Genomic DNA, 24,755 nt, shown 5'->3' on the forward strand with positions numbered 1-24,755 from the left:
GTCGATGACCCCTTGGGTCATCGACGTCCCGCCGATCCGGCTACTGGGGTGGTCCGGACGATCCACACGGCGGGCGGACGGCATGGGCGACGTGGTCATCGGCGTGGTCGCCGCTCGCTTCTGCGGGATGGGCGTCTACGGCCTCGTCGCGCCGACCGCTCCGCCGGCGACCTTCGTTGGTCCGCCGGCCCCTTGGAAAACGTCGAAGGTCTGACCACCCTGGGGTGATCAGACCTTCGACCTGCTGTAGTCCCGACCGGATTTGAACCGGCGTTACCGCCTTGAGAGGGCGGCGTCCTAGGCCACTAGACGACGGGACCTCATGTCTCGCCAGCTCGGTCTCCCGCGCGGGCGACGCCCAGCTTAGCGGACGTTCTCCTCTTGCACGAACCGGGTTTCGGCCGACCCGGGCCTTACATGAGAAGCGGGTCACTTCCGATGTCACCGGAGGACCCTGCCGACCTGTCAGGTCCGGACCGGTCCGTCCCTGCCTGCCGACCCCTCAACTGTACCGGGTGATCACAACGACGCCAAACCGCACGCGGCGGGCAGAAGGGGATCAACCTCCGACCAGCGAGACGAGCCTGATGAAGACGATCTCCGTGTTCACGCCGAGCTCGACGACCTGGTCGAGGTCGTCGGCCTGGCGGTCGCCGACGAGCAGGAAGAAGCCGTTGCGCTGGAACGCGCGCTCGGCGAGGTCGGCCTGACGCTCCCAGTCGATCGCCCTCGGCTCGCGCAGGCGGTAGCCATTAAGCTCCGCCTCCGCGTCGTCGGGACGCACGAGGCCGCGGAAGTGGCGTGACGGCCGCGCGTTGTGCCGGGCCACCTCCTCGCGCACCCGCGTCCGGATCAGGTCGCGGACCGTGACCCGGTCCGGCAGGCCGGGCAGGGACATCTCGTCGAGCCGCCGACCGGTCGCGGTCTCGTCCCGGAACGTCACGCTCGCCATCACACGCCCCGCTCGATCTGCCGGAGGATGTCCGGGTCGGTGATGCCCGCGTCGTCGGCGAGCAGGAACGCCTTGCTGAGGATCAGCGACAACCGCTCGTCCTCGAACGGAAGGAACAGCCCGTCCGCGGCGCCGCCGGACGAGGCGACCACGCACAGGTAGGCGTCGTCCGGCTCCATGAGGATGTTGGCCGAGCCGAGATGGATCCGGTACGTGCGCCGCGACCCTCGTACGCGCAGGAACCGGCCGGTCAGCTCCGCGCGGTCGGCGATCCGGGTGCGGGGCAACAGCCGGGCCAGCGCGTCGCGGCGGACCTCGGCGGAGGCGCTCAGGTCACCGAAGCCGGCCCGGTGCCAGTAGTCGCGGAAGCGGTCCTCCCCCCGGTCGGTCCACTCCGGGTCGGCGGCGATCGACGTGACCCCCACGAACAGGTCCACGTCGCGCATCACCTCGCTGAAGACGGTCGGCGGCACGTCCTCCAGGGCCGCCTCGCGCCAGCCGTCGCCGGTGCGGCGCTCGAACCGGACCTGGTCGGTGGCGGCGAGCTCCTCCTGCCAGGTGAGGTCGGTGTACTCGACGAAGAAGCGCGCCCGCCAGCGCCGCCCGGGGAGCACGCGGGTCGCCTCGCCCTCGTGCCCGCCGTCCCAGGGGCCGAGCATCCCCGCCTGCCACCCGCGGGCCTTGAACAGCGCGTACAGCCGCCGGTAGCGCAGGATGTGCGCGGCGAACCGGTTGGAGTACACCCGGGTCTCCCGCTCGGCCGGGGTGAGCAGGTAGATCTCCCGGAACGCCTGCTTGAACGGCTGCCGGAGCCGGCGCTCGGTCAGCTCGTCGCGCCACGCCCGGATCTCACCCGGCGCCGCGCGAACAGGATGCCACAACCGGACGGCGGAGTCCTCCCCCACCGCGGCCCACGGCTCGCCGGCGGCGTCGAGGAAGCGCCGGCCGCCCTCGACCGGCAGGCCGGCGCGCCATTCACCGGGCGCGACCTCGACCTCCCAGATCAGGCGTTCGATGAGGGACCGGCCCAGCGGGTGCCCGGCCTGCTCCGCGCGCCACCGGCCGTACGCCTGCCCGGACTCGGCGAGCAGCGCGCCCTCCAGCGCCCGGGTGAGGGTGGTGAGGTGGGCGCGGGCCCGCTTGACGAGCTGCCGCAGCTCCTTCAGCCGTGCCGGGTGGTCGCGCCGGACGGCGGCGGGCACCCCGCGCAGGGCCTGCCCGTCGCTTCGGTGCCAGGTCAGCGTCACGTCATCGCCCGCCGTGACCCGCGCCTCGTACTCGCCGACCACGCGGCGGTGCACGCCGTCCGGCCCGAATCCGAGGTCGGGCAGCCGGAAGGCGACCTCGGTGCGGTCGGCGAGGGCGGCGTCGATCCGTTTCAGGCTGCGGTCGAGCTGCTTGGGCACCCCCGCGTGACGGACGATCCCCCGGACGGCGCGCAGTGCGGCGGCCGCCTCGGGCGTCGGGAACTCCTGGGCCGACCGGGCCAGTTCGAACACCAGCGCCTGCGACGGCAGCGTACGGGCCGGTGTGGGGGCGACCGCGACGGCCGGCAGCAACCGGTCGAGCAGCTCCGGCAGCCAGGTGTCGTCGCGGAGCAGGGCGACGCGGAACGCCCGGCCGAGCGCCGCGACCTCCTCGGCCGTGAACGCCTTGTCCGCGACGTAGGGGATCTCCCCCGCCTGGATCGCGGCGGCACGGGCGGCGGCGGTCTCCAGCACGGCCCGCGCGAACCCGGCGTAGGCCGAGTCCGCCAGCCGCTCCCAGTCGTCCCGGTCGGGTGGGGAGCCGAAACTCCGGGCCCTGATCAGGGCCAGCGCCGCACGCGCGTCGCCGTCGAGCACCCCGGCCAGCGCGTCCTCGGCCGCGACGACCCGCCCGGTGGGGACGGGCTCGGCGGTCGGCGCGCGGTCCTCACCGCCGGATTCCGGAACGTTCCCCACGTGGACGGAGATGAGCGTTCTCAACGACATGAGGGGATCCTGGCATGCGGCAATGACAGAATTCCTCGCCCGCGGCCGGACGCGGCGACGGCCGCCGTACGCATCGCCGGAGCGAGCGTACGGCGGCGCGGCTCTCAGGCGCGCTTCCAGCGCCACCGGCCGTTCGGATACCGGACACAGCGGTACTTCCTGCTGGTCTTCACCGCATACCCGTAATGGCCGTGCGCGGCGGCCGGGCAGTAGGAACCGGGGGTCACACAGGTCCAGTGCTTGGTGTGCGAGACCTTGTGGGCGTGACAGCGCTGGACGCCGTACCCCGACCCCTGGATGCCCGCCTGGGCGGTGCCGGTGGCGGCGGTGAGGCCACCGGCCAGCACCGCGGCCGAGGCGGCGGTCACCGCAATTCTTTTGAGCATTCGTCTCCTCATAAGCGTAAAAGGCGGGGCAACACGCCGTTTCTACGCTGATTCGACTTAGAACGCCTCCGTCTGGCCGAAGACGGACCCCACGTGAACCGATCGGCCCGCTCGCGTGTCCGCATGAGACCGCCCTGCCAGAATGGCCACGAACTACTGACCGAATGGCGATTTGCCATTGGCCACCCGAAACTCTCCCGGTCGGTCGAGCGTCTCCCCTATGTCCCGCGAAACAGCGGGCCAACCCACCATGGGGAGGTGGATCGCATGACCGAACAGGCATGGCCGGTCCTTCGACAGGGCAACACGGGGCCGGACGTCACGGCGCTGCAGTACCTGCTGCGCGGCGCCCGCGACCAGTGGCGCACGCTCGCCGCCGACGGGGTGTTCGGACCGGCCACGGACAGCGTCGTACGGGGATTCCAGGACGTCACGGGCCTGACCATCGACGGAGTCGTCGGCCCGGCGACCTGGCAGCGGCTGACCGACGGTACGACGTTCGGCTCCACCGTCCGCAAGGGCGACCAGGGCGAGGTCGTCAAGGCGGCCCAGACCGAGCTGCTGAAGCACCGCGACCTCAAGTCCTCCACCCAGGTCGACGGGATCTTCGGCGCCGACACCGACACCGCGACGCGGCGCTTCCAGGACCGCGTGGGCCTGGTGGTGGACGGCGTCGTGGGCCCGGACACCTGGAGACAGCTCATCTCCCGCACCGGAGGCTGATGGCGTGATCGTCGAGGGTTTTCGGAGTCAGAACGACGAAAACCCTCGACGATACGCGTCAGCGGCACTCGCCGACCGAAGGCCCTCATCCGCGCGAGGTCTGAGCTCTCGGCCGCGTGCCCGCCGCCGTGGTGGTGCTCAGTTGCGCCGGGCCAGCCGCACGCCCTCCTGACACGCTTCCATGAAAGCCTGCCGGCCCGCGGGGAACTTGCCTCCCTCCTGAACGCCCTGCCGGTACGAGATCGCACAGAAATTGGAGGGGAGGTTCCCCTGGGTTGCGGCCATTCCGGCCGCCATCTGCACCATCGTCCGGCGGGTGTACTTCTTCCCCTGCGGATCGATCATGATCACGTTGGAGCCGGTCACCGTGGGATCCGGCTTCGACGGGCGTGCACGGGGGGACGTAACGAGTGGCGAGGGCGTCACGGCACTGGCACTTCCACTCGCGGTCGGCGACGCGGACGGAGTCGGTGAGCCTGCGGCGGATTGATCCTCGCGGCAGGCCGTCGCCCCCAGTGTCACGATCCCCAGAGACGCGGCGGCCAGCAGAACTGTGCAATTTTTGATCGGAATTCCCCTTCGTGTCCTGATCAGAAACGTGGGCAGCAGGCCCTCATGCCGGTCATCGCGGCCCACGATGGTTTCTGACCGATCAAGCGATCTTCGTCATTCGAAACCCGTACAAGGTGTTCTGGTAGGAGACCAGCGCGATTCCGGAGTCGGCACACCACGCCGGATGCTGCGATCCAAATCCTGGTTGCGGTGCGTTCGTCATCACCGCCAGTCACAGACCGCCGCGCCGTCGCTGCTCGGCTTCGATTTCGGCCGCAAGTGCGGATCGCTCGGCCTGATGCCGACCAAGAAGCTCGGCGCTGCAGGCCTCCCACGCGGCCTCTTGGTCTGCGGTCATCTCGGCTCCGGCAACTTCGGATTCGACATCTGGATTGGCATCGAGGAATGCTGCGAACAGCAAACCCATCTCCCGGCTGTGCCGACGGTTGAGCTCGATACGTCGCGGGTCCATCGTCCTCACGCCTCCGACGAATCCTCGCAGAGCGCCAACTGGTCGAACACGACCAAGGCTATGCGCGTGGGGTCGTCCGGCGGGTGAACCCGCAATGTGTGATGTGGGTTTGGTTCATCATCAACGATGACAACCGTTTCGATCCTGGCCGGTAGGTCGGCAGGCCAATCGATTTCATCGGTGGGTTCCTCAACGAGAACCCGGGCGAGCTTTCCTCGCAGGCCCCTCTGGCCGTAGCGCAACGGCGTGGGGCCCTGATTCTCGCTCATGCGCTGATATCTCCCTCGTCCTTGGAGATCTCTTCACCGATAACAGGCGGTGTGGGCGAGCCGATAGGAGTCGGTGCCGGTCTCGATGATGGAACTCACCCCCCGCTATCCGCGCAGGCGGGTCGCAATCCGCTCGGCCTCATCGGCGTCCAGCGGATAAGGGCTGCCGTACAGGATCGGGCCGGTGATGACGGCGGGGCCGGTGACCGGCGGCGAGCCGTGCTCGGCGGCGAGTCGGCTCGCCGAGGGGTTGGGCTGGCCCGAACGGGCCCGCCCAGTGCGGTCCTCAGCGTGCCACAGGGTCAACTCGTCGCCGAGCCTGGTGGATCGTATGTGCTCCGAGCCGAGCAGGCGGGCCACCTCCTGCACGAGATCCATCCCGAAGAAGCTTGTCGTCACCTGCTGGACGCCACCGACGGTCACCAGCAGCAGCCCGGCTGCTTCACCTCGTGCATCTGCCATCCCGGAATCATATGGCCGACCTGTGAACCGCGCAGCGAATGGAGGTCTGACCGAGCGCGGGCGCACTTTTACATAGCTACGTAGTGCCCATACGCGTAACGGTCTGACGCCGCTCTCTCAGGTTGAAACCGCACAACGTGATACTCGAAACGCAGGCCATCCGGCGGCTCGATATCGACCAAGGTCAGGCGGGCCCACGGGTTGTCATAGATCGTGCGCTCGCCGAAGACCTTCGTCCTCAGCTCTTCCGGACGCTCAGGAGTGCTCACCCACAGGGTGGTGCCGGTCCTGTCCCACATGTTCTACTGGCACGGTCCGTTGACATGATGGCCGTCGCCGCGAGAAGGTCCGGCCGATGAAGATCCCCGATCTGACACCTTTCGAGCGCAAAGTATGGGATGCGTTCTCACGCGGCCGAGCCGTCGAGTCCCCCGACGCCGGCGACGGAAAGGCCGAAGAAGGCCGTTCCTGGGGTCCGGACCGCACCGTACGCGCAGAGGTGATCCGAAAGCTCCTTCTCAACAGCCGCCCTGCTGAGGGGGAAACAGCGGCACTCCGTCTGGCGGGCGTGCGCATCTCCGGCCAGCTGAAGCTGAGGTACGCAACGGTCCCTCATCCCGTTCGCTTCTGGGGCTGTTACTTCGAGCGTGCCCCGATCCTGTACGGCATGGAAGTCCGCCAGCTCAACCTGACCGAGTGTTACCTCCCGACCCTCGACGCCGCGACCATCCGCGTTGACGGCGTCCTGCGGATCACCGGCTGCCGCATCCCTGGAGAGGTACGGCTCGGGGGCGCCAGGATCTCCGGCGCGTTCTTCATCAACGATGCTTGGCTGGGCCACGAACCCTACGACGACTTGGAGCGAAAGCCGACTCTGCAGCTGAATCACGCCACCATCGGTGACGACGTATGGGGGCCTGGCCTGAGGGTCGACGGACAGGTCCGGCTGGCCGGAGCCACGATCGCCAGAGCCATCAACCTGGATGACGCACGCCTGAGCGAGCCAGGCCGCACCGCTTTGGATGCCGAAACTCTGACCATCGGATCAAACCTGAGCGCTCAGCGTCTCCGCACCGACGGCATGGTCAATCTCCGTGGGGCGAAGATCCCCGGAAAACTCGATCTCAGCGAGGCTCACCTGTCCAACCCCAGCGGGGTCGCGTTGCAGGTCAACAGCTGCACCATCGGCGAACTCTCGCTACACGACGCCGCACCGATCGACGGCTCGGTCGACCTTCGTCGCTCCCAGTTCGACATGATCGATGCGACTCCCGAGACGTGGCCCGCCCACGTTCAACTCGACGGACTCACCTACAGCTCACTCGCCCCGTCTCTGTCCGCCGACCAGCGGTTGGAACTGCTCGAACGCGACGAGGACGGCTATGTGCCGCACGCGTACGAACAGCTCGCCGCCGCATATCGGCGGGTCGGTGACGACGCGCGAGCGCGCGCTGTGCAACTGGCCAAGCAGCGCCGCCACCGCACGACACTGCCCTGGTACGCCAAGCTCTGGGGCCACGTCCAGGACGCGACGGTCGGCTACGGCTACCGACCGACACGGGCCATGGCCTGGCTGCTGGCGTTGCTCGTTCTCGGGAGCGTGGTCTACGGGGTGCATCATCCCCGGCCCGTCGAACCGGGCAAGGCGCCGGACTTCGACTCGGCGGTCTACACCCTCGACCTGCTGCTGCCGATCATCGACTTCGGTCAGGAGAAGGCGTTCCTCCCACACGGTGCCTACCAGTGGTTCGCCTACCTGCTCATCGCCGCGGGCTGGATCCTGGCGACGACGGTGGTCGCCGGCATCACCCGCAGCGTGAGCCGCCAGTGACCGACGCCGGAGGGTCTCGTTCGGGGAGTCGTTAGTCGGTGATGATGATGCGGATCGAAGCGAAATGCACGGCAGGCTCCCGTTCGGTTCTGACATGTGGTGAGTCGGACCGTAGAACGGACACCGGACAGAAATCGCCCGGTATCCAAGTGAACGTTGCTGGCACGCGCTGAGCCACCTCGCCCCAGCACCGGGTGAGATCCAGGGCGCGAGCGCGTTGACGCTTGCGACCGTGCGATCGCCGGATTGAGCGCCATATCGGCGGGTTTTGCGTCATTTGCCCAAAATTCGACTGCGCGCCTCCCCAAGGCAAACCGCGATCTCTAGTTTCCTCTTGCCGAAGATCGAGCCAAGGGAGACCGACATGCACAGGAGCCCCGCAGTCCGGGGTCGCGGGATCACGAAGTCCTTCGGTGATGTGGTCGCACTCGACGGCGTCGACCTCGACGTGGCGAGCGGGCAGGTCCACGGCCTGGTCGGCCCGAACGGCGCGGGCAAGACGACGCTCCTCGGTCTGCTGCTGGGCCTGGCGGTCGCGGACGGCGGCCGCCTCGAGATCCTCGGTACGCCGGTCGGTCGGACGCTCGCCGTCGCCGACGGCGTCGCGGGCTTCGTGGACGGGCCCGGGCTCTATCCGTCGCTCACCGCGCGGCAGAACCTCTCGGCCCTGGCCTCACTGCGCGGGTACGACGCCGGTCGCACCGCCGGTGTCGACGACGCACTGGAGCAGGTCGGGCTCACCGACGTCGCCGACGACCGCATCCGGGGCTTCTCGCTGGGCATGCGCCAGCGGCTCGGGCTGGCCGCCGCGCTGCTCACCACACCACGACTGCTCGTGCTCGATGAGCCGGCCAACGGTCTGGACCCTGCCGGCAAGCACCACGTACACCGCGTCATCACCGAGCTCGCCGCGGACGGGACCGCGGTGGTCCTCTCCAGCCACCGAATGGACGACCTCGCTGCACTGTGCTCCGAGGTCACCGTCCTCGCCACCGGGCGGGTCGTCTTCTCCGGGCCGGTGAGCAAGCTGGCCGCCGAGAGCGGCGAGCTCGACTATCGGCTGCTCACCTCCGACCCGGCAGCGGCCCACCGGGTGGCGCTGGAAACGCCAGGGCTCCGCGTCGCGACCGGTCGCGACCGCGTCGAGCGGCCGGACGCCGACGTACTCGTGGTCCGCGGGCCTGTGCCGGCCATCGAGGAGCTGGTGGTGCGGCTGGTGCGGGCCGACGTGGCGGTACGAGAACTGGCGCCGGTGGTGGCGCCGCTCGAGGCCGCGTTCCTGGCCCTGACCGGGGCCGGGCAGACCGACGAGAAGGACGTGCCGTGACCGAGCGAAGCGAGGGAACCGATAAGCACAGCACCTCTGGTCATGAGGCCGACGAAGGAGGCCTCATGACCGCGACCGTCGCCCCATCCTCGGTCGAGGCCCGGCCGGCGCCGGTGCTGCGCGGCTACCGGTTCGAGCTGGTCAAGCTGCTCTCCCAGTGGCGGATCCGCGTACTGCTGCTCGCCTGCTGGATCGCCCCTGCGGGCTTCGTGGCCGCGGTGAGCCTGCAGAGCCAGCTGCCCGCCGACACCGTCTTCGGCCGCTGGATGCACGCGACCGGCTGGGCGGGGGCGCTGGTCGTGCTGGACTTCTCGCGCAGCTGGGCGCTCCCACTGCTGACGGCGCTGGTCGCCGGCGACGTCTTCGCGGCCGAGGACCGGCTGGGCACCTGGCGCCACCTCCTCGTGGCGGTCCGCTCGCCGAGGCGGATCTTCGTGGCGAAGGGCCTCGCCACCCTCACCGTGCTCCTGCTGCTGGTGGCCGGACTGACCGGATCGGGCATCGCCGGCGGCCTGGCCGCGGTCGGCGACCGACCGCTCGTCGGCCTGGACGGCCATCTCCTCACCCCGGCGGGCGCGGCCGGGACGGTCCTGCTCGCGTGGGCCTGCGTGCTGGCGCCGACGCTGGCGTTCGCCGCGATCGGCCTCCTCGGCTCGGTGGCCCTCGGCCGCTCCACGATGGGGCTGCTGGTACCCGCGCTCCTCGCGTTCGCGCTGCAGCTCGCGCAGTTGCTCCCGCTGCCGGTGGCCGTGCGGCTGGCCCTGCCGAGCCACGCCTTCCTCGCCTGGCGGGGGCTCTTCACCAGCCCGGTGCAGGCGGGCCCCCTCCTCATCGGCCTCGCGGTGAGCCTGGCGTGGGCGGGCGTCGCCACCGCGCTGGCCTACCGTCTGTTCCTGCGCCGCGACTTCACCGACCTCGCGTACGACGGGTCGGGCCGGCGCGTCCTCGTGGCGGGGGCGCTGCCGCTGGCCGGCCTGGTCGCCCTCACCGCCGTCGTGGTCAGCGTCGCGACCCCGGCCAAGGGGTCCGGGATCGAGCAGGCCAAGGTGCAGGACTCGCTCGCCACGGCGTACGCCCACCTCTACCGGCTGCAGACGCGGGAGCTCCATCGCCCCGACGTCACCGAGGCCCAGCTTCGGGCCACCGCGTCCTGTGACAAGGGCGGCGACCGGGTCCTCGACGAGGGACCGGGCAACGACTGGCGGTGTGTCGTGTCCTGGCACCTCCCCGGCGCGACCGCCGTGGGCACCGCCATCTACCAGCTCGACGTCACCGCGGACGGGCGGTACGTCGCCGACGGAGACGGCCCGAAGGAGGTGAACGGCTACTTCCAGGTGCGCACCCCGACCGGGGACGCACCTAACCCCCTGTGGCAGTTCGACGGGAACGTCGACCTGCTCGCAAGCACCTCGAAGGATTGATCAATGCACGTCACCCGCCAGCGTGTCGAGAAGGTCCCGCTCGGGCTCTTCCGTCGACTCACCGGCCGCCGGTTCCGTCTGGTGGCGGCCGGCACCGCAGCTCTCGCCATCACCAGCGGAGGCGTCTCGTACGCCTCCACCAAGGTGTTCGGCACCGATCAGGTCGGCCAGACCACCAAAAAGGGCCTGGTCGTGTCCAGCGACCAGTACATCAAGCCGATCGGCGAGCGCCTCGTCATCAACAACGGCAAGATCATGTCGTCCTCGGTCAGCCCGGACGGCACCCACGTCGCGGCCTCCATCACCGACGGTGGGATGGCGCTCGCCATCGTGGACCTGAAGAACTGGAAGGTGCAGCAGCTCGTCGGCAACAACAAGGCTGCGGATCTGAAGATCAGCGGCAACGACGTGGGCCAGGAAGGCCCCATGTACTCGCCCGACGGTTCGCAGCTGTGGCTGGGCCAGTCCGACGGCTACACCAAGTTCACCGTGAACCCGGACGGCACCCTCGCCAACCCGACGTCCATCAAGATCCCGGTGGACGGGCCCAAGCACGCGCTGGTGGCTCGGGCAGTGTTCTCGGCCGACGGCAAGACCGTGTACTCCGCCGTCAACGGCCAGAACCGCGTGGTCGCCATCGACGCGGCGACCGGGACCATCCAGCAGAGCTGGGCCGTGGGCAACGCCCCGCGTGGTGTGGCGCTGGTCGGCAACAAGCTCTACGTCAGCAACGAGGGCGGCCGCCCGGCGAAGCCCGGCGACACCACGATCAACTCCTACAACACCCAGGTGCCGGCCAACCCGGTGACCGGTGCCACCACCACCGGCACGGTCAGCGTCATCGACCTGGCGAACCCGGCTGCCGCCGCCACGAGCATCGACGTCGGTCTGCACCCGACCGCTCTGTACGCCAAGGACGGGGCGCTGTTCGTCACCAACACCGCCACCAACGACGTGTCCGTCATCGACACGGCCAAGAACAAGGTCGTCCAGACCATCGCCACCCGGCCGTGGCCGGAGGCGTCGGTGGGCTACGAGCCCGACGCGGTGACGCTCACCGACGACGGTCACCTGCTGGTGACGCTCGGCCGCGCCAACGCCGTCGCCGTCTACCGGTACACGAAGCCGCTGGAGCCGGTCAGCTACGTCGGCCTGCTCCCGACGGACTACTTCCCCGCGGAGATCACCACCGTCGGCGACGACGTGCTGGTCTCCAACACCCGTGGTATCGACGCCCGCCGCCCCACCACCGCCGCCGGGCACGGCACCCACGACACCACCTCGAGCCTGCAGCGGTTCAAACTGCCGGACGACAGAACCATCAGGTCCTACACGAGGAAGGTCTTCGAGCAGAACGGCTGGGGCAGGAACGACGTCGAGCAGGCCAAGGGCCGCTCCGCGCACGCCGTGGCGGTCCCGCAGCGGCTCGGCGCCCCCTCGACGATCAAGCACGTCTTCCTGCTCGTCAAGGAGAACCGGACCTACGACCAGGTCTACGGTGACATCCCGCAGGGCAACGGCGCCCCGGCGCTGGCCCAGTACGGCGAGAACGTGACGCCGAACCAGCACGCGCTGGCCAAGCAGTTCGGGCTGTACGACAACACCTACGACATCGGCACGAACTCCGCCGAGGGTCACAACTGGCTCATGCAGGCCGACGACCCGGAGTACACCGAGTCCTCGGCCGGTGAGTACACGCGCAGCTACGACACCGAGGACGACGCTCTCGGCCACCAGCGGACCGGCTTCCTCTGGACCGGTGCGCAGGCGGTCGGGAAGTCCGTCAAGGACTACGGCGAGTTCCAGTCGTTCGAGAGCAAGCCGACCGGAGCGTCCTGGCAGAACCTGTACTGCGACGCCAAGAACATGGCGGCTACCGGGCAGAACACCGCCTACCCCATACAAACGGGCTCGGCGATCCCCTCGCTCAACAAGGTGTCGGTGCCCGGCTTCCCGCTCTTCGACACCAGCGTCCCGGACATCTACAAGTACGAGATCTGGAAGCAGGACTTCGAGAAGAACGGGCCGGCGAACCTGAACATGTTCTGGTTCTCCAACGACCACACCGGTGGTCCGCCGAGCGGGCCCGCTCAGGTCGCGGACAACGACCTCGCGACCGGCAAGGTGGTTGACGCGATCTCGCACAGCAAGTACTGGAAGGACTCCGCGATCTTCGTGGTCGAGGACGACTCCCAGGCCGGCACCGACCACGTCGACGGCCACCGTGCCCCGATCCAGATCATCAGCCCCTGGGCCAAGCACGGCACCGTCGACAGCCACTACTACTCGCAGATCACGATGATCCGGACCATCGAGCAGATCCTCGGGGTCCACCCGATGAACCAGAAGGACAGCGCCGCGACCCCGATGAGCGGGGCGTTCACCAACAAGCCCGACGACACGCCGTTCACCGCTCTGCCCAACCGGACCTCGCTGACCTTGGGTCTGTCGACCCCGCCGAGCTGCGGCCTGGACACCCCGGCGCCGCAGAACACGAGGGCCGCGGCCGTGCCATCGGCGAAGGTGCCCGCGGGCGAGCAGCCGGTAGCGGCGAAGTGGCAGGCATGGAAGGCGAAGCAGCCGTTCACCGGGCCCAACGCCAAGGCCGACTCCGCCAACCCCGAGCAGATGAACCACTTCTCGTGGTACGAGGCGCACGGGTGGACGAAGCCCTACCCGGGTGAGACCAAGATCTACGCGCCGGACCAGGTGCCGGGCGCCTACATCCCGTCGTCGGACCACGACTGACCCGCACGATTCACACGACGGCCCGCCGGGATCCCGGCGGGCCGCTCAGGCGCGCTGAATCGCCACGCGACGCCGGCCCTGTTCCGAATGCGTGCCGAAGCGTTTTTTACCTCGCTAGCGTCCCCGCCTCGCCCGGCCGCTCTGCGACACCCTCATCACGACCGCGGACTGTACGGTCAACGGCACCGGTGGGAGTGGGGGTTGTGGCTGCGCGGGCGCCGGGGAGTTGGCGGCTTGATCGGTGGTGACGGGGCAGGGAGGACGCAGCACCCCGAGGCTGCTACTCGCCTGAAGAGAGCGGAAACCTCTTGGTCCCTCCCTTAGCGGCTGAGATACTTGCGCCTTCTCTGGTGGGCAGGTGCGCAACTTGCCAGCAGCACTCTGAAGTTCTTGTACGCGTGGGCGCGAACAGAGCTCATGCGTGCAGACGGCGGACATCTGCGACTTCTCGCCTACAAGAAATCTCGACTGGGGAGCAGAGGCAATGGGAACCGGGAGCGCATGGGCACCGCTGGAGGCATACTGGCAGGCCAAGGCGTTGGTTCGGGACAGAGAGAGACTGATCCCGAAGATCGAACAGATCTATCGAGACGCACACCCCAACGGTCGGGACCCTGCCGCAAGCGACGTGGACTCGTGGCGAGAGAGCGTCTACGAACTGGCTACAGCTCTCTCCGATATGAACCTTGGGCAAGTGTGGATGTTCGTGGAATACAGGGTGGATCCCGGCATGAATCCAATTGATGTCGTTCTCGCCGGAAGCCATCCGGCCGGCGGGTTGAGCTTCGCTGCAATCGAGTTGAAGCAATGGAGCGACCTCGACCGCCCGAACCCATCCGTCCCCAATGGGCTATGTGCGTCGTGCAGGTCGGCAGGCCCGGGAACGCTTTGCAAACGGTGCTCCATCGAGCGGGTCCATGTTCCCTCCTATCAGAAGAACAAGAAGCACCCGGCGGTGCAGGTGTACGACAATCTGGTTGCACTGAAGAAGCACCACAGCATGTTTGACGACCGCTACGTCAAACTTGTCGGCGCGTCATACCTGCACAATCTTAAGGATCCACAGGCGCAATGGGTCAGCATGGTTGCTCCGCGCCCTGGAATCCCCACCTTCACTGCCCGCAAGCCTGCCGACCTTCGGCGCTTCCTCAAGGAAAATTTTGACGAAAAATCGGGTGACGAAGCGGCACAGGCGCTGCTCGAACGCCGTCGCTCGAACTCCCTGCTCACGACAGAAGTCGGAGAAATTCTCAACGGGTATACGCGGTTCAGCCTGATCGAGAACCAGCAAAGGGCGGTGACCGACATCATGAACGAAGTCGGAAACACCTCCTCGAATGGCGCGAAGAAGGTGTTTGTGGTCAGTGGGCGTGCAGGTAGCGGCAAGTCGCTGGTCGCACTCACGCTGCTGGGGCAAGCGCTGGCCGGAGGCTACGAGGCGTGCTATGTCTCTGGGGGAGTCGCATCACGCGAAAACTTCAAGCGTGCCTCGGCTGGCCGAGGAGCCGCCTTCGCCTCGTTGAACAACGTCGCCAACAACCGCGCGACAGACGAGCTTGATCTCATCCTGTGCGACGAGGCACATCGGCTGACCGAGCGCCCGATGACAGGGTCCTTCGCCATGCGTCCCGGCGAATCGTCTGTCTCCGTGATCGTCACGCGAGCAAAGGTGCCTGTCTTCTTTATGGATGGAGATCAGCGTCTTTTTCCCGAAGAGGTCTGGTCTCCGGAGGCTCTTGTCCGAGAGATTCAGTGCCTGGGGGCGGAGGTGGTGCCGATCGACCTGGATCGCGTACTACGTGCCGTCGGTAGTGCGACCTACGACACATGGGTAAAGCATTTGCTCGCTGGCAAACCCATGCTGTGGAACGTCGGGGACAACACTGATCCGGAGCCGTTCAAGCTCTATTACACGGACTCTGCCTCAAAGATGGAGAGCTTCCTGCGTTGCAAGGAGGAGGCCGGAGCCACCGCGAGGATGAGTGCTGGCATGTGCTGGGAGTGGAACGACTCAACCGGAACAGTCCCAGAGGTGGCTCCGGAGCCTGGGTGGGCGCGGCCATGGAATGCCGGAGACGCGCATGACACCCCTGGAGTGCCGAAGCGGAGGTATTGGGCTACAGAACCCGGCGGCTTCGGCCAGATCGGGTGCGTTCACACGGCACAGGGACTCGAGTACGAGTGGGGCGGAGTGATTCTGGGACCCGACCTCACTTGGAACAACGGTAGCTGGGCCGTGCATCGAGAGCATGTGCGGAGCAAGGCCAGCCGAATCCGCTCAGATGATGACCTGGGGCGTGCCATCCGCAATGCGTATGGCGTCCTCATGACACGCTCCATCCGCGGCACGGTGCTTTACTCCGTGGACCCTGCTACCAGGAAGCTCTTCGCCGATCTGGGGGTTCCGAAGCTCTGAAGTGCTACGGCGGGCGGGGCGTGGGCTGCGGGTGTGCTGCGACGGCTGCACTGGGCGTGGTCGACGCCGCCCTGCAGTGGCTCCGCTCTAGTTAGGGCGCGCGCCCGCGACGCTCTTTGTACTTACCGGTGGCGCGCCACTTTGCCAGGATCAGCGGGAGGTCGACCATGTCACCCACCTCCTCCTGCTCGTAGCACGCGGCCTTGAGAGCCGTGATCCGTCTCTCGGGAGCAGGATCGGCGCCGATCCACATGCATGTCTTCTCGTACTGTTCGCGGGTCAATCCGTGGGAGTAGAAGCCAGGCAGGCGGACGAGATCCTTCTCAAAGTCCCGACGCTGCCGGCGTTCCTCCGCCAAGAGCCCCGACCGCCGGCGCTGGGCCAGTGAGCCGATGATGATCGTCTCCGCATCGTGCTCAGGCGGCTCGAACCGGACATCGCCCAAGCTCTGGCAAACGCTGTCAGGCAACCTGATCAGGCCGAGTTCGTCACACGCGCGCTCGTACTGCTCTCGGGTGTAGTGGGTGGGCGGATACGCGCTGGTGCCGCGCACGGCAGCGCCGACGCGGTCCATGGCCGCTCGCACGTTGAGGTACGTCAGGCAGGCCACGCGAGCCGCTTCCGGCGTCGTCTTGGGAACGCCGATCCGGACGTCTCGCTCCGCGCTTCTCGGCTCGAACCGGCCTTGCGCGTTCTCGACGATCTCGACGTCATCGGGGAGCTCGCTGTAAGCCATGTCCACAGGGGCGTAGCGTACGGCCGACGCGAGCTGGCGGCGAGACCGCACGGCTACGACGGCCGATGCAACGACGGCATTAGGACGCTATGAGGACGATCATGGCCTGCTGTTCCCAATGCGTTCCCAGGAAGACCCATAAACGACGAAAGCGGGGGTCTCCGTGAGACTCCCGCCCAGGTCAGGCACTTGCTGGGGTACCAGGACTCGAACCTAGACTAACTGAACCAGAATCAGTCGTGCTGCCGATTACACCATACCCCACTGGCCTGTGGACCTTCCGATCTCCAGCGCCTCAGGCAGTTTAGCGGACGTTCGCGGGTGCTCGCGAACGCGATCCGGCGAGGCGGATGCCGTGTCCGGTTCGGCGAGGGTGGGGTGTCCGTTCTGTCCCAGGGGCGGGCGGCGCGGTTAGTCTCCCGATGTGGATCGAACGGGCGGGTTGACGCGCGGCACCTCGACGTGGGTGCTGTACACGGTGCTGAGCTGTCTGGGGTTCCTGCTCAACGGTATGGGGGCGGTGCTGGCGCCGCTGCAGAAGGACCTCGGGGTGGACCGGGCCCAGGTGGCCTTCTACCCCACCCTCTTCGCGGCCGGGCTACTGCTGATCGGGCTGGTGGGCGCTCCGCTGGTGAGCCGAGTCGGCCGGGCGGTGACGTTGCGCGCGTCGATCGCCGGGATGATCGGTGGCGGGCTGCTGCTGGCGACGCCCACGCGGTTCCTGACGCTGGTCGGCGCTCTGCTTCTCGGGATCGGCGGGGCACTGCTCATCCAGCTGATCCCGGCGCTCCTGGGCGCGCTGCACCCGCACGCCCCGGCGGCCGCGGTCGGCGAGGCGAACGGGCTGGCGAGCGCCGCGTCCGTGCTGGCGCCGCTGGCGGTGGCCGGTGCGCTGGCGGCCGGTCTGGGCTGGCGGGCCGGTTATCTCGTAGCCCCGCTGGTGCTGCTCGCCGTCGTCGCGCTCCTTGCTTGGCACGTTCCAATGCCGGACGCCTCCGAACCTCACGATGACACGCCGACGGGGTCGAGGGCCGCGCTGATCGGGCCGTGGATCGAGGTGGTGCTCGCGGTGAGCGTGGAGTTCTGCATGGTGTTCTGGGCCGCGTCGGCGGTCGGCGACTGGCATCACGCGTCGGCGGGGCTGGCTCCGGCGATCGCCTCTCTGTTCCTGGTCGGCATGGCCGCGGGGCGCTCCTTCGCGGTGCCGGTCACCCGGCGGGTGCCCGGGCATCGGACGCTGCTGCTCATCTGTATAGCGGTCGCCGCCGGCGGCTTCGCGCTGTTCTGGGCGGCTCCGACGCTGCCGTTGGCCGGCGTCGGGCTCGCCGTGGCCGGGCTGGGCGTCGCGCTGCTCTACCCGACCACCGTGAGCCGTACGGTCGCCGCCTGGCCGCACGCCCCGGACAAGGCGGCGGCACGGGCCGCCATGGCCTCCGGGGTGGCGATCGGCGGCGCGCCGTTCCTTCTCGCGCGGCTCTCCGACACGGTCAGTCTGCGCACGGCGTATCTGATCGTTCCGGCACTGCTGATCGCCCTCGCGGTGCGCTCCGTGACGGCCCGCGCATAGGGCTCAGGCGCCGGGCAGGAACAGGCAGAACGGGTGCCCGGCGGAGTCGAGGCAGACCCGTACGTCCTTCAGAGGCTGATGCTCCGCGACGACCGCGCCCGCGGCGACCGCGTGCTCGACCGCGGCGTCGAGGTCGTCCACCAGGATGTCCAGGTGGACCATCATCTGCTGGTGGCCGGCGTCGGCGGGCCACACCGGCCGGACGTAGTCCGTCTCGGTCTGGAAGGACAGACCGGGACCGCCGTCGGGGGCGGCCAGTTTCACCCAGTCGGGCTCGTCGTGCTCGACCTCCCAGCCGAGCAGCCGCCGGTAGAAGCCGGCGAGCTCACGGGCGTCGGGCGATTCCAGCACGATTCCGGACAGCGTCAGCCGCGGTCTGTCGTTCATGTCACTCCTCGATCGGCGGCCGGCCCGGGGCGTGGACGATCATCAGGGCGAGACCGTCCATGCCCCGTCGGCGCCGGGCTACTCCGCCGTCAGCCTGTCGAGTGCCGTACGGATGCGGGCGAGCGTGCGGTCGCGGCCGATGATCTGCAGGGACTCGAACAGCGGAAGGCCGACCGTACGGCCCGTCACGGCGACGCGGATCGGGGCCTGGGCTTTGCCGAGCTTCAGCCCGTGGCGGCCGCCGATCTCCTCGGCCCGCGCCTTGAGCTCCTCGGCCGTCCACTCCGTGTCCTGGTACGCCTCGAGCGCGCCCCGGAGGATGTCCGCGGCGGGCTCCTTCATCGCCTTGTTCCAGGACGCCTCGTCGATCACAGGCTCGTCGAGGAACGCGAAGTCGACCATGGCCGTGATCTCCGACAGCACCGCGACGCGCGTCTGGGCCAGCGGCGCGAGCCTGGCGAAGACCTCCGGGTCGTACTGCTCAGGTGACCACGGGGTGTACGGCTCCCGGAGCCAGGGCGCGCACCGCGTGGTGAAGTCCTCGACCGGCAGCGCCCGGATGTACTCGCCGTTGAACGCACGAAGCTTCTTGACGTCGAAGAAGGCCGGGGAGGTGTTGACGTCCTCCAGCCGGAACTCCTCCTCGACCACGCTCCACGGGACGATCTCGCGGTCGCCGGAGGGCGCCCAGCCCAGCAGCATGAGGTAGTTGCGCATCGCCTCGGCGAGGAACCCCTCGGCCTGGTAGTCCTCCAGCGCGACCTTGTCACGGCGCTTGGAGAGCTTCTGCCGCTTCTCGTTCACGATGACGGGGACGTGCGCCCACGTCGGCGGCTGCGCGCCGAGCGCCTCCCACAGCAGTTGCTGCTTGGGCGTGTTGGACAGGTGCTCGTCGCCGCGGATGACGTGGGTGATGCCCTGGATCATGTCGTCGACCACGTTGGCGAGCATGAACAGCACCGACCCGTCCGCGCGGGCGATGACGAAGTCCTCGATCGTGGCGTTCTCGAACGCCGGCTTGCCGCGGATCAGGTCGACGACGATCGTCGTGCCCTCGTCCGGCGTACGGAAGCGCAGGGCACGCCCAGAGCCGGGCTCCAGGCCTCGGTCGCGGCAGAAGCCGTCGTAGCCGCGGTGGGAGTCGCCGGTCCGCGCGATCACGTCGTCACGCGTGCAGTCGCAGAAGTACGCGCGGCCGGCGGCGCGCAACCGCTCGACGGCGTCCCGGTGCTGGTCGGCGTTGGCCGACTGGAAGTACGGGCCTTCGTACTCGTCCTCGTCGATGCCGAGCCAGGCGAGGGCGCGGATGATCCCCTCGGTCCACTCCGGCCGGTTGCGCGAGGTGTCGGTGTCCTCGATGCGCAGGACCAGCGTGCCGCCCGCCTGCTTGGCGAAGACCCAGTTGAACAGCGCCGAGCGCGCTCCCCCGACGTGGAACATGCCGGTGGGCGACGGCGCGAACCGCGCTCTGATGGTGCCGGAGGCGCGCTCCGGGGAAGAAGGGTCAGTCACGGGACACCACTGTATTGCTGAGCGTGCCGATGTTCTCGATCGTCACGGACACCTCGTCGTCCACCTCCAGCGGCCCGACGCCCTCCGGGGTGCCGGTGAGGATGACGTCGCCGGGGAGCAGCGTCATGACCTGGGTGACGTACTCGATCAGCGTCGGGACGCCGTGCAGGAGCTCCTTGGTGCGGGACGACTGCCGGGTCTCGCCGTTCACCGTGGTGGTGATGGCCAGGTCGGACGGGTCGAGGTCGGTCTCGATCCACGGGCCGAGCGGGCAGAAGGTGTCGAAGCCCTTGCCCCGCGTCCACTGCCCGTCGCGCTGCTGCAGGTCGCGTGCCGTGACGTCGTTGGCGCAGGTGTAGCCGAGGATGACGTCCGCGGCGCGGGACGCCGGGACGTCGCGGCACAGCCGGCCGATGACGACGGCGAGCTCGCCCTCGAAGTCGACCCGCTCGGACAGACTCGGGTAGGCGATCGTCTCGCGGTGGCCGATCACGGCCGTCGACGGCTTCATGAAGAGCACCGGCTCGGCGGGCGGTTCGCCGCCCATCTCACGGGCATGCTCGGCGTAGTTCTTGCCGATCGCGACGACCTTGCTCGGCAGGATCGGCGCCGTCAACCGCACGTCGGCCAGCGGCTGACGCTCCCCGGTGAGCTGGATCTCTCCGAACGGGTGGGCGGCGATGGTGGCGATGGTCTCGTCATCCTCGACCACGCCGAAGGACAGGCCGCCGTCTTTGGTGAACCTCGCGATACGCACCATACGAGGCTATCGACCCCGCGATACTGCCACCGCCCCCGGCCTCCGTCTGACCACGGCCGGTCACCGTGCGGCTCAGCGGGCGACGAACGCGCAGGGTGCTCCGTTGAGACGGCAGTCGGTCGGCATCGAGGGCGATCCGGAACCACCGAACCGGACCTCGCGCGTCGCGCCGGGCGCGATCGGACGTGACGTCGCCGTGCCCGTGAGGACCGTCTCCGCTCCCCCTCGCTGCAGCACGGCGTCCCAGGTGTTGTGGATGTCGGCGCCCGGATACCGGAAGGACAGCGTCCACGACGGCATCGGCTGAGCCCCGTGGTTGGTGATCGTGACGGTGCCCTCGAAGTAGCCGACGTCGCGCTCGACGGTGCGGTACGCGATCTGGGCGCCCGAGACGGCGTCCCGGGAGGAGGGCCTGGCCGCGCACGGCCGGTGTCCGCAGGGGCCGGCGGACGGCCCCGGACCGCCGGTTCCGGCGAAGAGGCCGTACACCAGCACGAACCCGATGCCCATGAACAGGGCGCCGAGGACGGCGGCGCTCACGCCGAGCACCCGTGGGAGGCGTGTCCTGGACCGCGTCGAACCCGGCGGTCGCGGGGGCACGATCGGCGGGAAGGGCACGCTGTCCTGCACGGTCGCCGGCGGGGCGTACGGCCGTGGCGGCGGCTCGGGCGGTGGGACCACCGGCCGCAACTGCACATCCGTGGCCGCGACGGGACGCGCGCCGGCCGGAGGCCGGGACACCGCCGGCACGTCGGCCTCCCCCGTGAACCCGCCGGAGGCACCCTCCCCGGTGAACCCGCCGGAAGCGTCCTCCCCCGTGAACCCGCCTGAGGCGACCTTCGTCGGGACCTCCGCCGAGGAGTCGTCAGCGGAAGAGTCGTCAGCCGAAGAGACCTCCGTCCAAGAGGCTTCCGCCGAGGAGGCGTCCGCCGGCTGAGCGTCGACTTCCGGGCGCGCCGGAGCGTCGACCCGGATCTCGTCGGTCACCCGCAGATGCGCGGGAACGTCCTCGTCGCCCCGTTCGCCCGCCGTGCCCGTCGCCATGGCGTCCTTCCTCGCTCGCCTACCTGTTCCGACGAACGGCGGGCCGGGTTGGTTCGGAAACGTTCGAGCGCCCGCGCGGGTGGATTCCGCGCGGGCGCTCAGTGGATGGGTGTCAGGATTCGAACGGCCGGCCGAGGGCGCGGCAGGCGGCGAGCCGCTGCTGCCGGTCCAGCATCGCCGTGATCGATCGGACGGCCTCAGGCCGCCGGGTCCGGCTGGCGTCCGCCAGCCAGTGGCCGGCCTCGGCGATCAGCCGGAGCTCGGCGTCGCGGTCATAGCGCAGCGCGCTCGACGTACCTCGCTTGGGGGGCATGCGACCTCTCAATCTCCGATGATCTTGTCGAAGAACATGAAGGCGCTGACGAAGGCGACTCCTCCCGCCGCCACCGACGCCGCCGGCCGGCGGTCACCGATGAAGGTGAGCGTGCCGGCGAGCACGGCGATGACGACGGCGTAAAGGGCGATCAGGCCGGTCCGCAGCGAGAAGTGCGAGCCGCGCGGAGCCTCCGATTCACCGGGCTCCATCGGCTCGTTCCTCTGGCCACTGCGGCCGAAGACACGTACAGTCATGAAGGTCTGAACCTCTCCGAAGGTTGGACTTTGTGAATGCCGACGGCCTCCTGTTCCAGCAGGGGGCCGTCGCCTTTTCTGCGGCGACGACCCTGGCCGTACGGGGAGAAGTGTGGCGCTTAATGACCTTCGTCCGCCACCGATTCTCCAACCTCGCGAAAAGTTCCTGCGCCGAGAGAAGCATGATCACCTCCACGCGACGGTCGGAACAACGCCTCCACCTGGGATGATCTTAATGAAACAGAATTCGATTCCGAACGGTTTCATCGCCGAGAGCGAACACTCTTTATGATCATGACGCCGCCCCACGAAGAGGCTAAATCCCGACATACCGACAGAGTGCACGCCCTATTTGGCCGTTCATTTGCACGTGCAGAAGCACGTTCCTATTTGTACCCACGCATGCGACTGGCGCCGACGACACGCCGGGCGCGCCCTCGTGGCCCCCGGGCGAGGTTCGGCGGGCGCGCCGCGAGAGGATCGCCTCATGAGCGTCGTGAAGATCAACGTGCTGACCGTGCCCGAGCCGATGAAGGCGGAGCTGGAGCGCCGGTTCGCCGGACGCGCCGGGCTGGTCGAGCAGGCCGACGGCTTCGAGGGCTTCGAGCTGCTCCGCCCGGTCGAGGGAACGGACCGCTATCTCGTCTACACCCGCTGGCGCAGCGAGGAGGACTTCCAGCGGTGGACGGAGAGCCGGGCGTTCGGGGAGGGACACGCGCAGGCCGCGGCCGACGCGGAGCGCGGACAGGGGCACGGACACGGACACGGCCATGGGCACGGCGGCCCGGCGGCGAGTGGCTCCGAGCTCTGGTCATTCGAGGTGGTCGAGCGGGCCGACCCGAAGGGCTGACCCGCCCGTTCGCGCGTCAGGAGGGCGTGTGTCCCGCGCGGAGCAGGCAGTAGGTCACCGACTCCGCGAGGGCCTCCCACGAGGCGGCGATGACGTTGTCCTCGACACCGACCGTGCCCCACTCGCCGGTCGCGTCGCTGGACTCGATGAGCACCCGCGTCCGCGCGTCGGTGCCGTGCGCGCCCTCCAGGATCCGCACCTTGTAGTCGACGAGCTCGAGAGCCGACAGCTCGGGGTAGATCTGCTCCAGGGCCAGCCGCAGAGCGCGGTCCAGGGCGTTGACCGGGCCGTTTCCCTCACCGGTGGCGACGATCCGCTCGCCCTTGGCGTGCAGCTTGACCGTCGCCTCGCTCACCATCGTGCCGTCGGGCCTGCGCTCCACGATCGTGCGCCAGGACTCCACGTCGAAGTAGCGGGCGCGCTCGCCGTCGAGCTGTTCGCGCAGCAGCAGCTCGAACGACGCGTCCGCCGCCTCGAAGGTATAGCCGGCCGACTCCAGCTCCTTGACCCGGTCCACGACCTGCCGGGCCTTGTCACCGGTGAGCTCGTAGCCGAGCTCCCGGCCCTTCAGCTCCACCGACGCCCGGCCGGCCATGCTGGAGATCAGCATGCGCATGTCGTTGCCGACCAGCTCCGGGTCGATGTGCTGGTAGAGCATCGGGTCGACCTTGACCGCCGAGGCGTGCAGGCCCGCCTTGTGGGCGAACGCCGACATGCCGACGTACGGCTGCTGGGAGCTCGGCGCGATGTTCGTCACCTCGGAGACGGCGTGCGCGATCCGCGTCATCTCCCGCAGGTCGACGCCGAGCTCGTGCCCGCGCTTGAGCTGAAGGTTGCCGACCACCGTGAACAGGTTCGCGTTGCCGCTGCGCTCGCCGTACCCGTTCGCACAGCCCTGGACGTGGGTGACGCCCGCGCGTACGGCGGCGAGGGTGTTGGCCACGGCGCAGCCGCTGTCGTCGTGGCAGTGGATGCCCAAGCGCGCCCCCGCGGACGCGACCTCGGCGACGACGTCGGCCAGCTCGTCGGGCAGCATCCCGCCGTTGGTGTCGCACAGGGCGATGACGTCGGCGCCCGCCTCGGCGGCGGTACGGACGACCTCGAGGGCGTACTTCGGGTTCGACCGGTAGCCGTCGAAGAAGTGCTCGGCGTCGAGGAAGACCCTCTGGCCCTCCGCACGCAGATGGGAGACGGTGTCGCGGATCATCGCGAGGTTCTCCTCGAGCGTCGTGCGGAGGGCCAGCTCGACGTGCCGGTCGTGGCTCTTGGCGACAAGAGTCACGACCGGCGCGCCGGACTCGCGCAGGGCGGCCACAAGAGGGTCGTCCGCGGCCTTCGCGCCGGCCCGGCGGGTCGCGCCGAACGCGGCGAGCTGCGCGTGCTTCAAACCGAGCTCGGTCCGGGCAAGCCGGAAGAACTCGGTGTCCTTGGGATTGGATCCGGGCCAGCCGCCCTCGATGAACCCGACCCCGAGTTCGTCGAGGCTGCGCGCGATGAGCAGCTTGTCCGCAACGGTGAGGTTGAGGCCCTCCTGCTGGGCCCCGTCGCGCAACGTCGTGTCGTAGACGTGGAAGCCGTCATCACGCATGGGTCGTGTCCCCTTGATAGTCCCGGATGTGCGTCGGCGCCGGAAAACAAAATGACCCCTCACGGGACGTGAGAGGTCTGCGCGCCGGCGGGTGTCGTCTAGATGCCGGCGCGCCAGCCGATAATCACCAGGCTGTAGCGCATGATGACACCGAGTCTGCCACACCCCTGCCGCGACGGACACATCCATCTCACGATCCGAGACGCACC

24 protein-coding genes and 2 tRNA genes are annotated in these 24,755 nt (G+C 68.7%); 9 read left to right on the forward strand and 17 right to left on the reverse strand.

All coding sequences use genetic code 11. From position 1 onward, the window contains the following. Nucleotides 1-214: hypothetical protein (locus tag NE236_RS20890; protein WP_252843731.1), on the forward strand; the 214-nt coding region annotated here is incomplete at its 5' end. Between the two features lie 33 nt (nucleotides 215-247). Here NE236_RS20890 and NE236_RS20895 read toward each other — a convergent pair. The 4 genes from NE236_RS20895 to NE236_RS20910 form a co-directional block, all read right to left on the reverse strand. Next, nucleotides 248-320 (reverse strand) — tRNA-Glu (locus NE236_RS20895). Nucleotides 321-559: 239 nt separating this feature from the next. Next, nucleotides 560-952 carry an alkaline phosphatase family protein gene (locus NE236_RS20900; protein WP_252843732.1) on the reverse strand — a complete coding sequence of 131 codons (393 nt, stop codon included), beginning with the start codon at nucleotides 950-952 and terminating at the stop codon, nucleotides 560-562. Further along, the gene (locus NE236_RS20905; RefSeq protein ID WP_252843733.1) at nucleotides 952-2,925 is read right to left on the reverse strand and encodes a DUF4132 domain-containing protein; all 1,974 of its coding nucleotides are present in this window, start codon (nucleotides 2,923-2,925) and stop codon (nucleotides 952-954) included. The genes NE236_RS20900 and NE236_RS20905 overlap by 1 nt, the downstream gene beginning before the upstream one ends. Before the next feature lie 104 nt (nucleotides 2,926-3,029). Further along, entirely contained in the window at nucleotides 3,030-3,311 is a 282-nt protein-coding gene (locus tag NE236_RS20910; protein WP_252843734.1) for a hypothetical protein, read from the reverse strand. Nucleotides 3,312-3,578: 267 nt separating this feature from the next. On the opposite strand from NE236_RS20910, the gene NE236_RS20915 reads away from it, so the two are divergent. Next, nucleotides 3,579-4,034: a peptidoglycan-binding domain-containing protein gene (locus NE236_RS20915; protein WP_252843735.1), complete on the forward strand. Its 456-nt coding sequence runs from the start codon at nucleotides 3,579-3,581 to the stop codon at nucleotides 4,032-4,034. A 138-nt stretch (nucleotides 4,035-4,172) separates the two neighbouring features. Here the strand turns inward: NE236_RS20915 and NE236_RS20920 are convergent, their stop codons facing one another. From NE236_RS20920 to NE236_RS20935, 4 genes are all read right to left on the reverse strand, one after another. Beyond that, nucleotides 4,173-4,400 carry a hypothetical protein gene (locus NE236_RS20920; protein WP_252843736.1) on the reverse strand — a complete coding sequence of 76 codons (228 nt, stop codon included), beginning with the start codon at nucleotides 4,398-4,400 and terminating at the stop codon, nucleotides 4,173-4,175. Between the two features lie 418 nt (nucleotides 4,401-4,818). Beyond that, the gene (locus NE236_RS20925) at nucleotides 4,819-5,067 is read right to left on the reverse strand and encodes a hypothetical protein (protein ID WP_252843737.1); all 249 of its coding nucleotides are present in this window, start codon (nucleotides 5,065-5,067) and stop codon (nucleotides 4,819-4,821) included. Further along, nucleotides 5,064-5,327 (reverse strand): DUF7161 family protein, encoded by a 264-nt coding sequence (locus tag NE236_RS20930; RefSeq protein WP_252843738.1) that lies wholly within the window; start codon nucleotides 5,325-5,327, stop codon nucleotides 5,064-5,066. Before NE236_RS20930 ends, NE236_RS20925 begins: the two co-directional genes overlap by 4 nt. A 105-nt stretch (nucleotides 5,328-5,432) precedes the next feature. After that, the gene (locus tag NE236_RS20935; protein WP_252843739.1) at nucleotides 5,433-5,789 is read right to left on the reverse strand and encodes a hypothetical protein; all 357 of its coding nucleotides are present in this window, start codon (nucleotides 5,787-5,789) and stop codon (nucleotides 5,433-5,435) included. A gap of 667 nt (nucleotides 5,790-6,456) precedes the next feature. Here NE236_RS20935 and NE236_RS20940 point away from each other — a divergent pair. The 5 genes from NE236_RS20940 to NE236_RS44570 all read left to right on the forward strand — a co-directional run bounded on the left by NE236_RS20940 (nucleotide 6,457) and on the right by NE236_RS44570 (nucleotide 15,532). Continuing rightward, nucleotides 6,457-7,620, forward strand: a complete 1,164-nt coding sequence (locus NE236_RS20940; protein WP_252843740.1) for a membrane-associated oxidoreductase — start codon at nucleotides 6,457-6,459, stop codon at nucleotides 7,618-7,620. 364 nt (nucleotides 7,621-7,984) lie between these two features. Further along, the gene (locus tag NE236_RS20945) at nucleotides 7,985-8,947 is read left to right on the forward strand and encodes an ABC transporter ATP-binding protein (protein ID WP_252843741.1); all 963 of its coding nucleotides are present in this window, start codon (nucleotides 7,985-7,987) and stop codon (nucleotides 8,945-8,947) included. A 65-nt stretch (nucleotides 8,948-9,012) separates the two neighbouring features. Beyond that, nucleotides 9,013-10,368 carry an ABC transporter permease gene (locus NE236_RS20950; RefSeq protein ID WP_252843742.1) on the forward strand — a complete coding sequence of 452 codons (1,356 nt, stop codon included), beginning with the start codon at nucleotides 9,013-9,015 and terminating at the stop codon, nucleotides 10,366-10,368. Nucleotides 10,369-10,371: 3 nt separating this feature from the next. After that, a complete protein-coding gene (locus NE236_RS20955; RefSeq protein WP_252843743.1) occupies nucleotides 10,372-13,116 on the forward strand; it encodes a bifunctional YncE family protein/alkaline phosphatase family protein in 2,745 nt (914 codons plus the stop codon). A gap of 421 nt (nucleotides 13,117-13,537) precedes the next feature. Beyond that, complete coding sequence (locus NE236_RS44570) at nucleotides 13,538-15,532, forward strand: DNA/RNA helicase domain-containing protein (protein ID WP_252843744.1); 1,995 nt, start codon at nucleotides 13,538-13,540, stop codon at nucleotides 15,530-15,532. Between the two features lie 91 nt (nucleotides 15,533-15,623). Here NE236_RS44570 and NE236_RS20965 read toward each other — a convergent pair whose 3' ends face one another. Together NE236_RS20965 and NE236_RS20970 are read right to left on the reverse strand one after the other, a co-directional pair. Then, nucleotides 15,624-16,274, reverse strand: a complete 651-nt coding sequence (locus tag NE236_RS20965) for a hypothetical protein (RefSeq protein WP_252843746.1) — start codon at nucleotides 16,272-16,274, stop codon at nucleotides 15,624-15,626. Between the two features lie 186 nt (nucleotides 16,275-16,460). After that, nucleotides 16,461-16,532 (reverse strand) — tRNA-Gln (locus tag NE236_RS20970). Nucleotides 16,533-16,692: 160 nt separating this feature from the next. On the opposite strand from NE236_RS20970, the gene NE236_RS20975 reads away from it, so the two are divergent. Beyond that, nucleotides 16,693-17,835: an MFS transporter gene (locus NE236_RS20975; RefSeq protein ID WP_252843747.1), complete on the forward strand. Its 1,143-nt coding sequence runs from the start codon at nucleotides 16,693-16,695 to the stop codon at nucleotides 17,833-17,835. 3 nt (nucleotides 17,836-17,838) lie between these two features. On the opposite strand, the gene NE236_RS20980 is transcribed toward NE236_RS20975, so the two are convergent. The 6 genes from NE236_RS20980 to NE236_RS21005 all read right to left on the reverse strand — a co-directional run bounded on the left by NE236_RS20980 (nucleotide 17,839) and on the right by NE236_RS21005 (nucleotide 22,108). Continuing rightward, the gene (locus NE236_RS20980) at nucleotides 17,839-18,222 is read right to left on the reverse strand and encodes a VOC family protein (protein ID WP_252843748.1); all 384 of its coding nucleotides are present in this window, start codon (nucleotides 18,220-18,222) and stop codon (nucleotides 17,839-17,841) included. Nucleotides 18,223-18,300: 78 nt separating this feature from the next. Next, the gene (gltX, locus tag NE236_RS20985; protein ID WP_308209138.1) at nucleotides 18,301-19,695 is read right to left on the reverse strand and encodes a glutamate--tRNA ligase; all 1,395 of its coding nucleotides are present in this window, start codon (nucleotides 19,693-19,695) and stop codon (nucleotides 18,301-18,303) included. A 31-nt stretch (nucleotides 19,696-19,726) separates the two neighbouring features. After that, the gene (locus NE236_RS20990; protein WP_252843749.1) at nucleotides 19,727-20,491 is read right to left on the reverse strand and encodes a fumarylacetoacetate hydrolase family protein; all 765 of its coding nucleotides are present in this window, start codon (nucleotides 20,489-20,491) and stop codon (nucleotides 19,727-19,729) included. 75 nt (nucleotides 20,492-20,566) lie between these two features. Continuing rightward, nucleotides 20,567-21,538, reverse strand: coding sequence for a cellulose binding domain-containing protein (locus tag NE236_RS20995; protein WP_252843750.1), 972 nt, complete (start codon nucleotides 21,536-21,538; stop codon nucleotides 20,567-20,569). Nucleotides 21,539-21,650: 112 nt separating this feature from the next. Beyond that, nucleotides 21,651-21,851, reverse strand: a complete 201-nt coding sequence (locus NE236_RS21000; protein WP_252843751.1) for a hypothetical protein — start codon at nucleotides 21,849-21,851, stop codon at nucleotides 21,651-21,653. Nucleotides 21,852-21,859: 8 nt separating this feature from the next. Next, a complete protein-coding gene (locus tag NE236_RS21005) occupies nucleotides 21,860-22,108 on the reverse strand; it encodes a hypothetical protein (protein WP_252843752.1) in 249 nt (82 codons plus the stop codon). 487 nt (nucleotides 22,109-22,595) lie between these two features. On the opposite strand from NE236_RS21005, the gene NE236_RS21010 reads away from it, so the two are divergent. Then, a complete protein-coding gene (locus tag NE236_RS21010) occupies nucleotides 22,596-22,958 on the forward strand; it encodes an antibiotic biosynthesis monooxygenase family protein (protein WP_252843753.1) in 363 nt (120 codons plus the stop codon). Between the two features lie 16 nt (nucleotides 22,959-22,974). Here NE236_RS21010 and cimA read toward each other — a convergent pair whose 3' ends face one another. Further along, a complete protein-coding gene (gene cimA / locus NE236_RS21015) occupies nucleotides 22,975-24,546 on the reverse strand; it encodes a citramalate synthase (RefSeq protein WP_252843754.1) in 1,572 nt (523 codons plus the stop codon). Nucleotides 24,547-24,755 lie beyond the last annotated feature (209 nt).

The sequence above is a fragment of the Actinoallomurus purpureus genome (assembly GCF_024055795.1).
GTDB classification, from domain to species: Bacteria; Actinomycetota; Actinomycetes; order Streptosporangiales; family Streptosporangiaceae; genus Actinoallomurus; species Actinoallomurus purpureus.

What these genes read in the sequence shown, in the direction of transcription:
- NE236_RS21005 (WP_252843752.1), bottom strand. Translation starts at nt 22,108, where the DNA reads ATGACTGTACGTGTCTTCGGCCGCAGTGGCCAGAGGAACGAGCCGATG.
- NE236_RS21000 (WP_252843751.1), bottom strand. Translation starts at nt 21,851, where the DNA reads ATGCCCCCCAAGCGAGGTACGTCGAGCGCGCTGCGCTATGACCGCGAC.
- NE236_RS20945 (WP_252843741.1), top strand. Translation starts at nt 7,985, where the DNA reads ATGCACAGGAGCCCCGCAGTCCGGGGTCGCGGGATCACGAAGTCCTTC.
- NE236_RS20980 (WP_252843748.1), bottom strand. Translation starts at nt 18,222, where the DNA reads ATGAACGACAGACCGCGGCTGACGCTGTCCGGAATCGTGCTGGAATCG.
- cimA (WP_252843754.1), bottom strand. Translation starts at nt 24,546, where the DNA reads ATGCGTGATGACGGCTTCCACGTCTACGACACGACGTTGCGCGACGGG.
- NE236_RS20950 (WP_252843742.1), top strand. Translation starts at nt 9,013, where the DNA reads ATGACCGCGACCGTCGCCCCATCCTCGGTCGAGGCCCGGCCGGCGCCG.
- NE236_RS20940 (WP_252843740.1), top strand. Translation starts at nt 6,457, where the DNA reads ATGGAAGTCCGCCAGCTCAACCTGACCGAGTGTTACCTCCCGACCCTC.
- NE236_RS20900 (WP_252843732.1), bottom strand. Translation starts at nt 952, where the DNA reads ATGGCGAGCGTGACGTTCCGGGACGAGACCGCGACCGGTCGGCGGCTC.
- NE236_RS20930 (WP_252843738.1), bottom strand. Translation starts at nt 5,327, where the DNA reads ATGAGCGAGAATCAGGGCCCCACGCCGTTGCGCTACGGCCAGAGGGGC.
- NE236_RS21010 (WP_252843753.1), top strand. Translation starts at nt 22,596, where the DNA reads ATGAGCGTCGTGAAGATCAACGTGCTGACCGTGCCCGAGCCGATGAAG.
- NE236_RS20995 (WP_252843750.1), bottom strand. Translation starts at nt 21,538, where the DNA reads ATGGCGACGGGCACGGCGGGCGAACGGGGCGACGAGGACGTTCCCGCG.
- NE236_RS20910 (WP_252843734.1), bottom strand. Translation starts at nt 3,311, where the DNA reads ATGCTCAAAAGAATTGCGGTGACCGCCGCCTCGGCCGCGGTGCTGGCC.
- NE236_RS20935 (WP_252843739.1), bottom strand. Translation starts at nt 5,789, where the DNA reads ATGGCAGATGCACGAGGTGAAGCAGCCGGGCTGCTGCTGGTGACCGTC.
- NE236_RS20905 (WP_252843733.1), bottom strand. Translation starts at nt 2,925, where the DNA reads ATGTCGTTGAGAACGCTCATCTCCGTCCACGTGGGGAACGTTCCGGAA.
- NE236_RS20915 (WP_252843735.1), top strand. Translation starts at nt 3,579, where the DNA reads ATGACCGAACAGGCATGGCCGGTCCTTCGACAGGGCAACACGGGGCCG.
- NE236_RS20955 (WP_252843743.1), top strand. Translation starts at nt 10,372, where the DNA reads ATGCACGTCACCCGCCAGCGTGTCGAGAAGGTCCCGCTCGGGCTCTTC.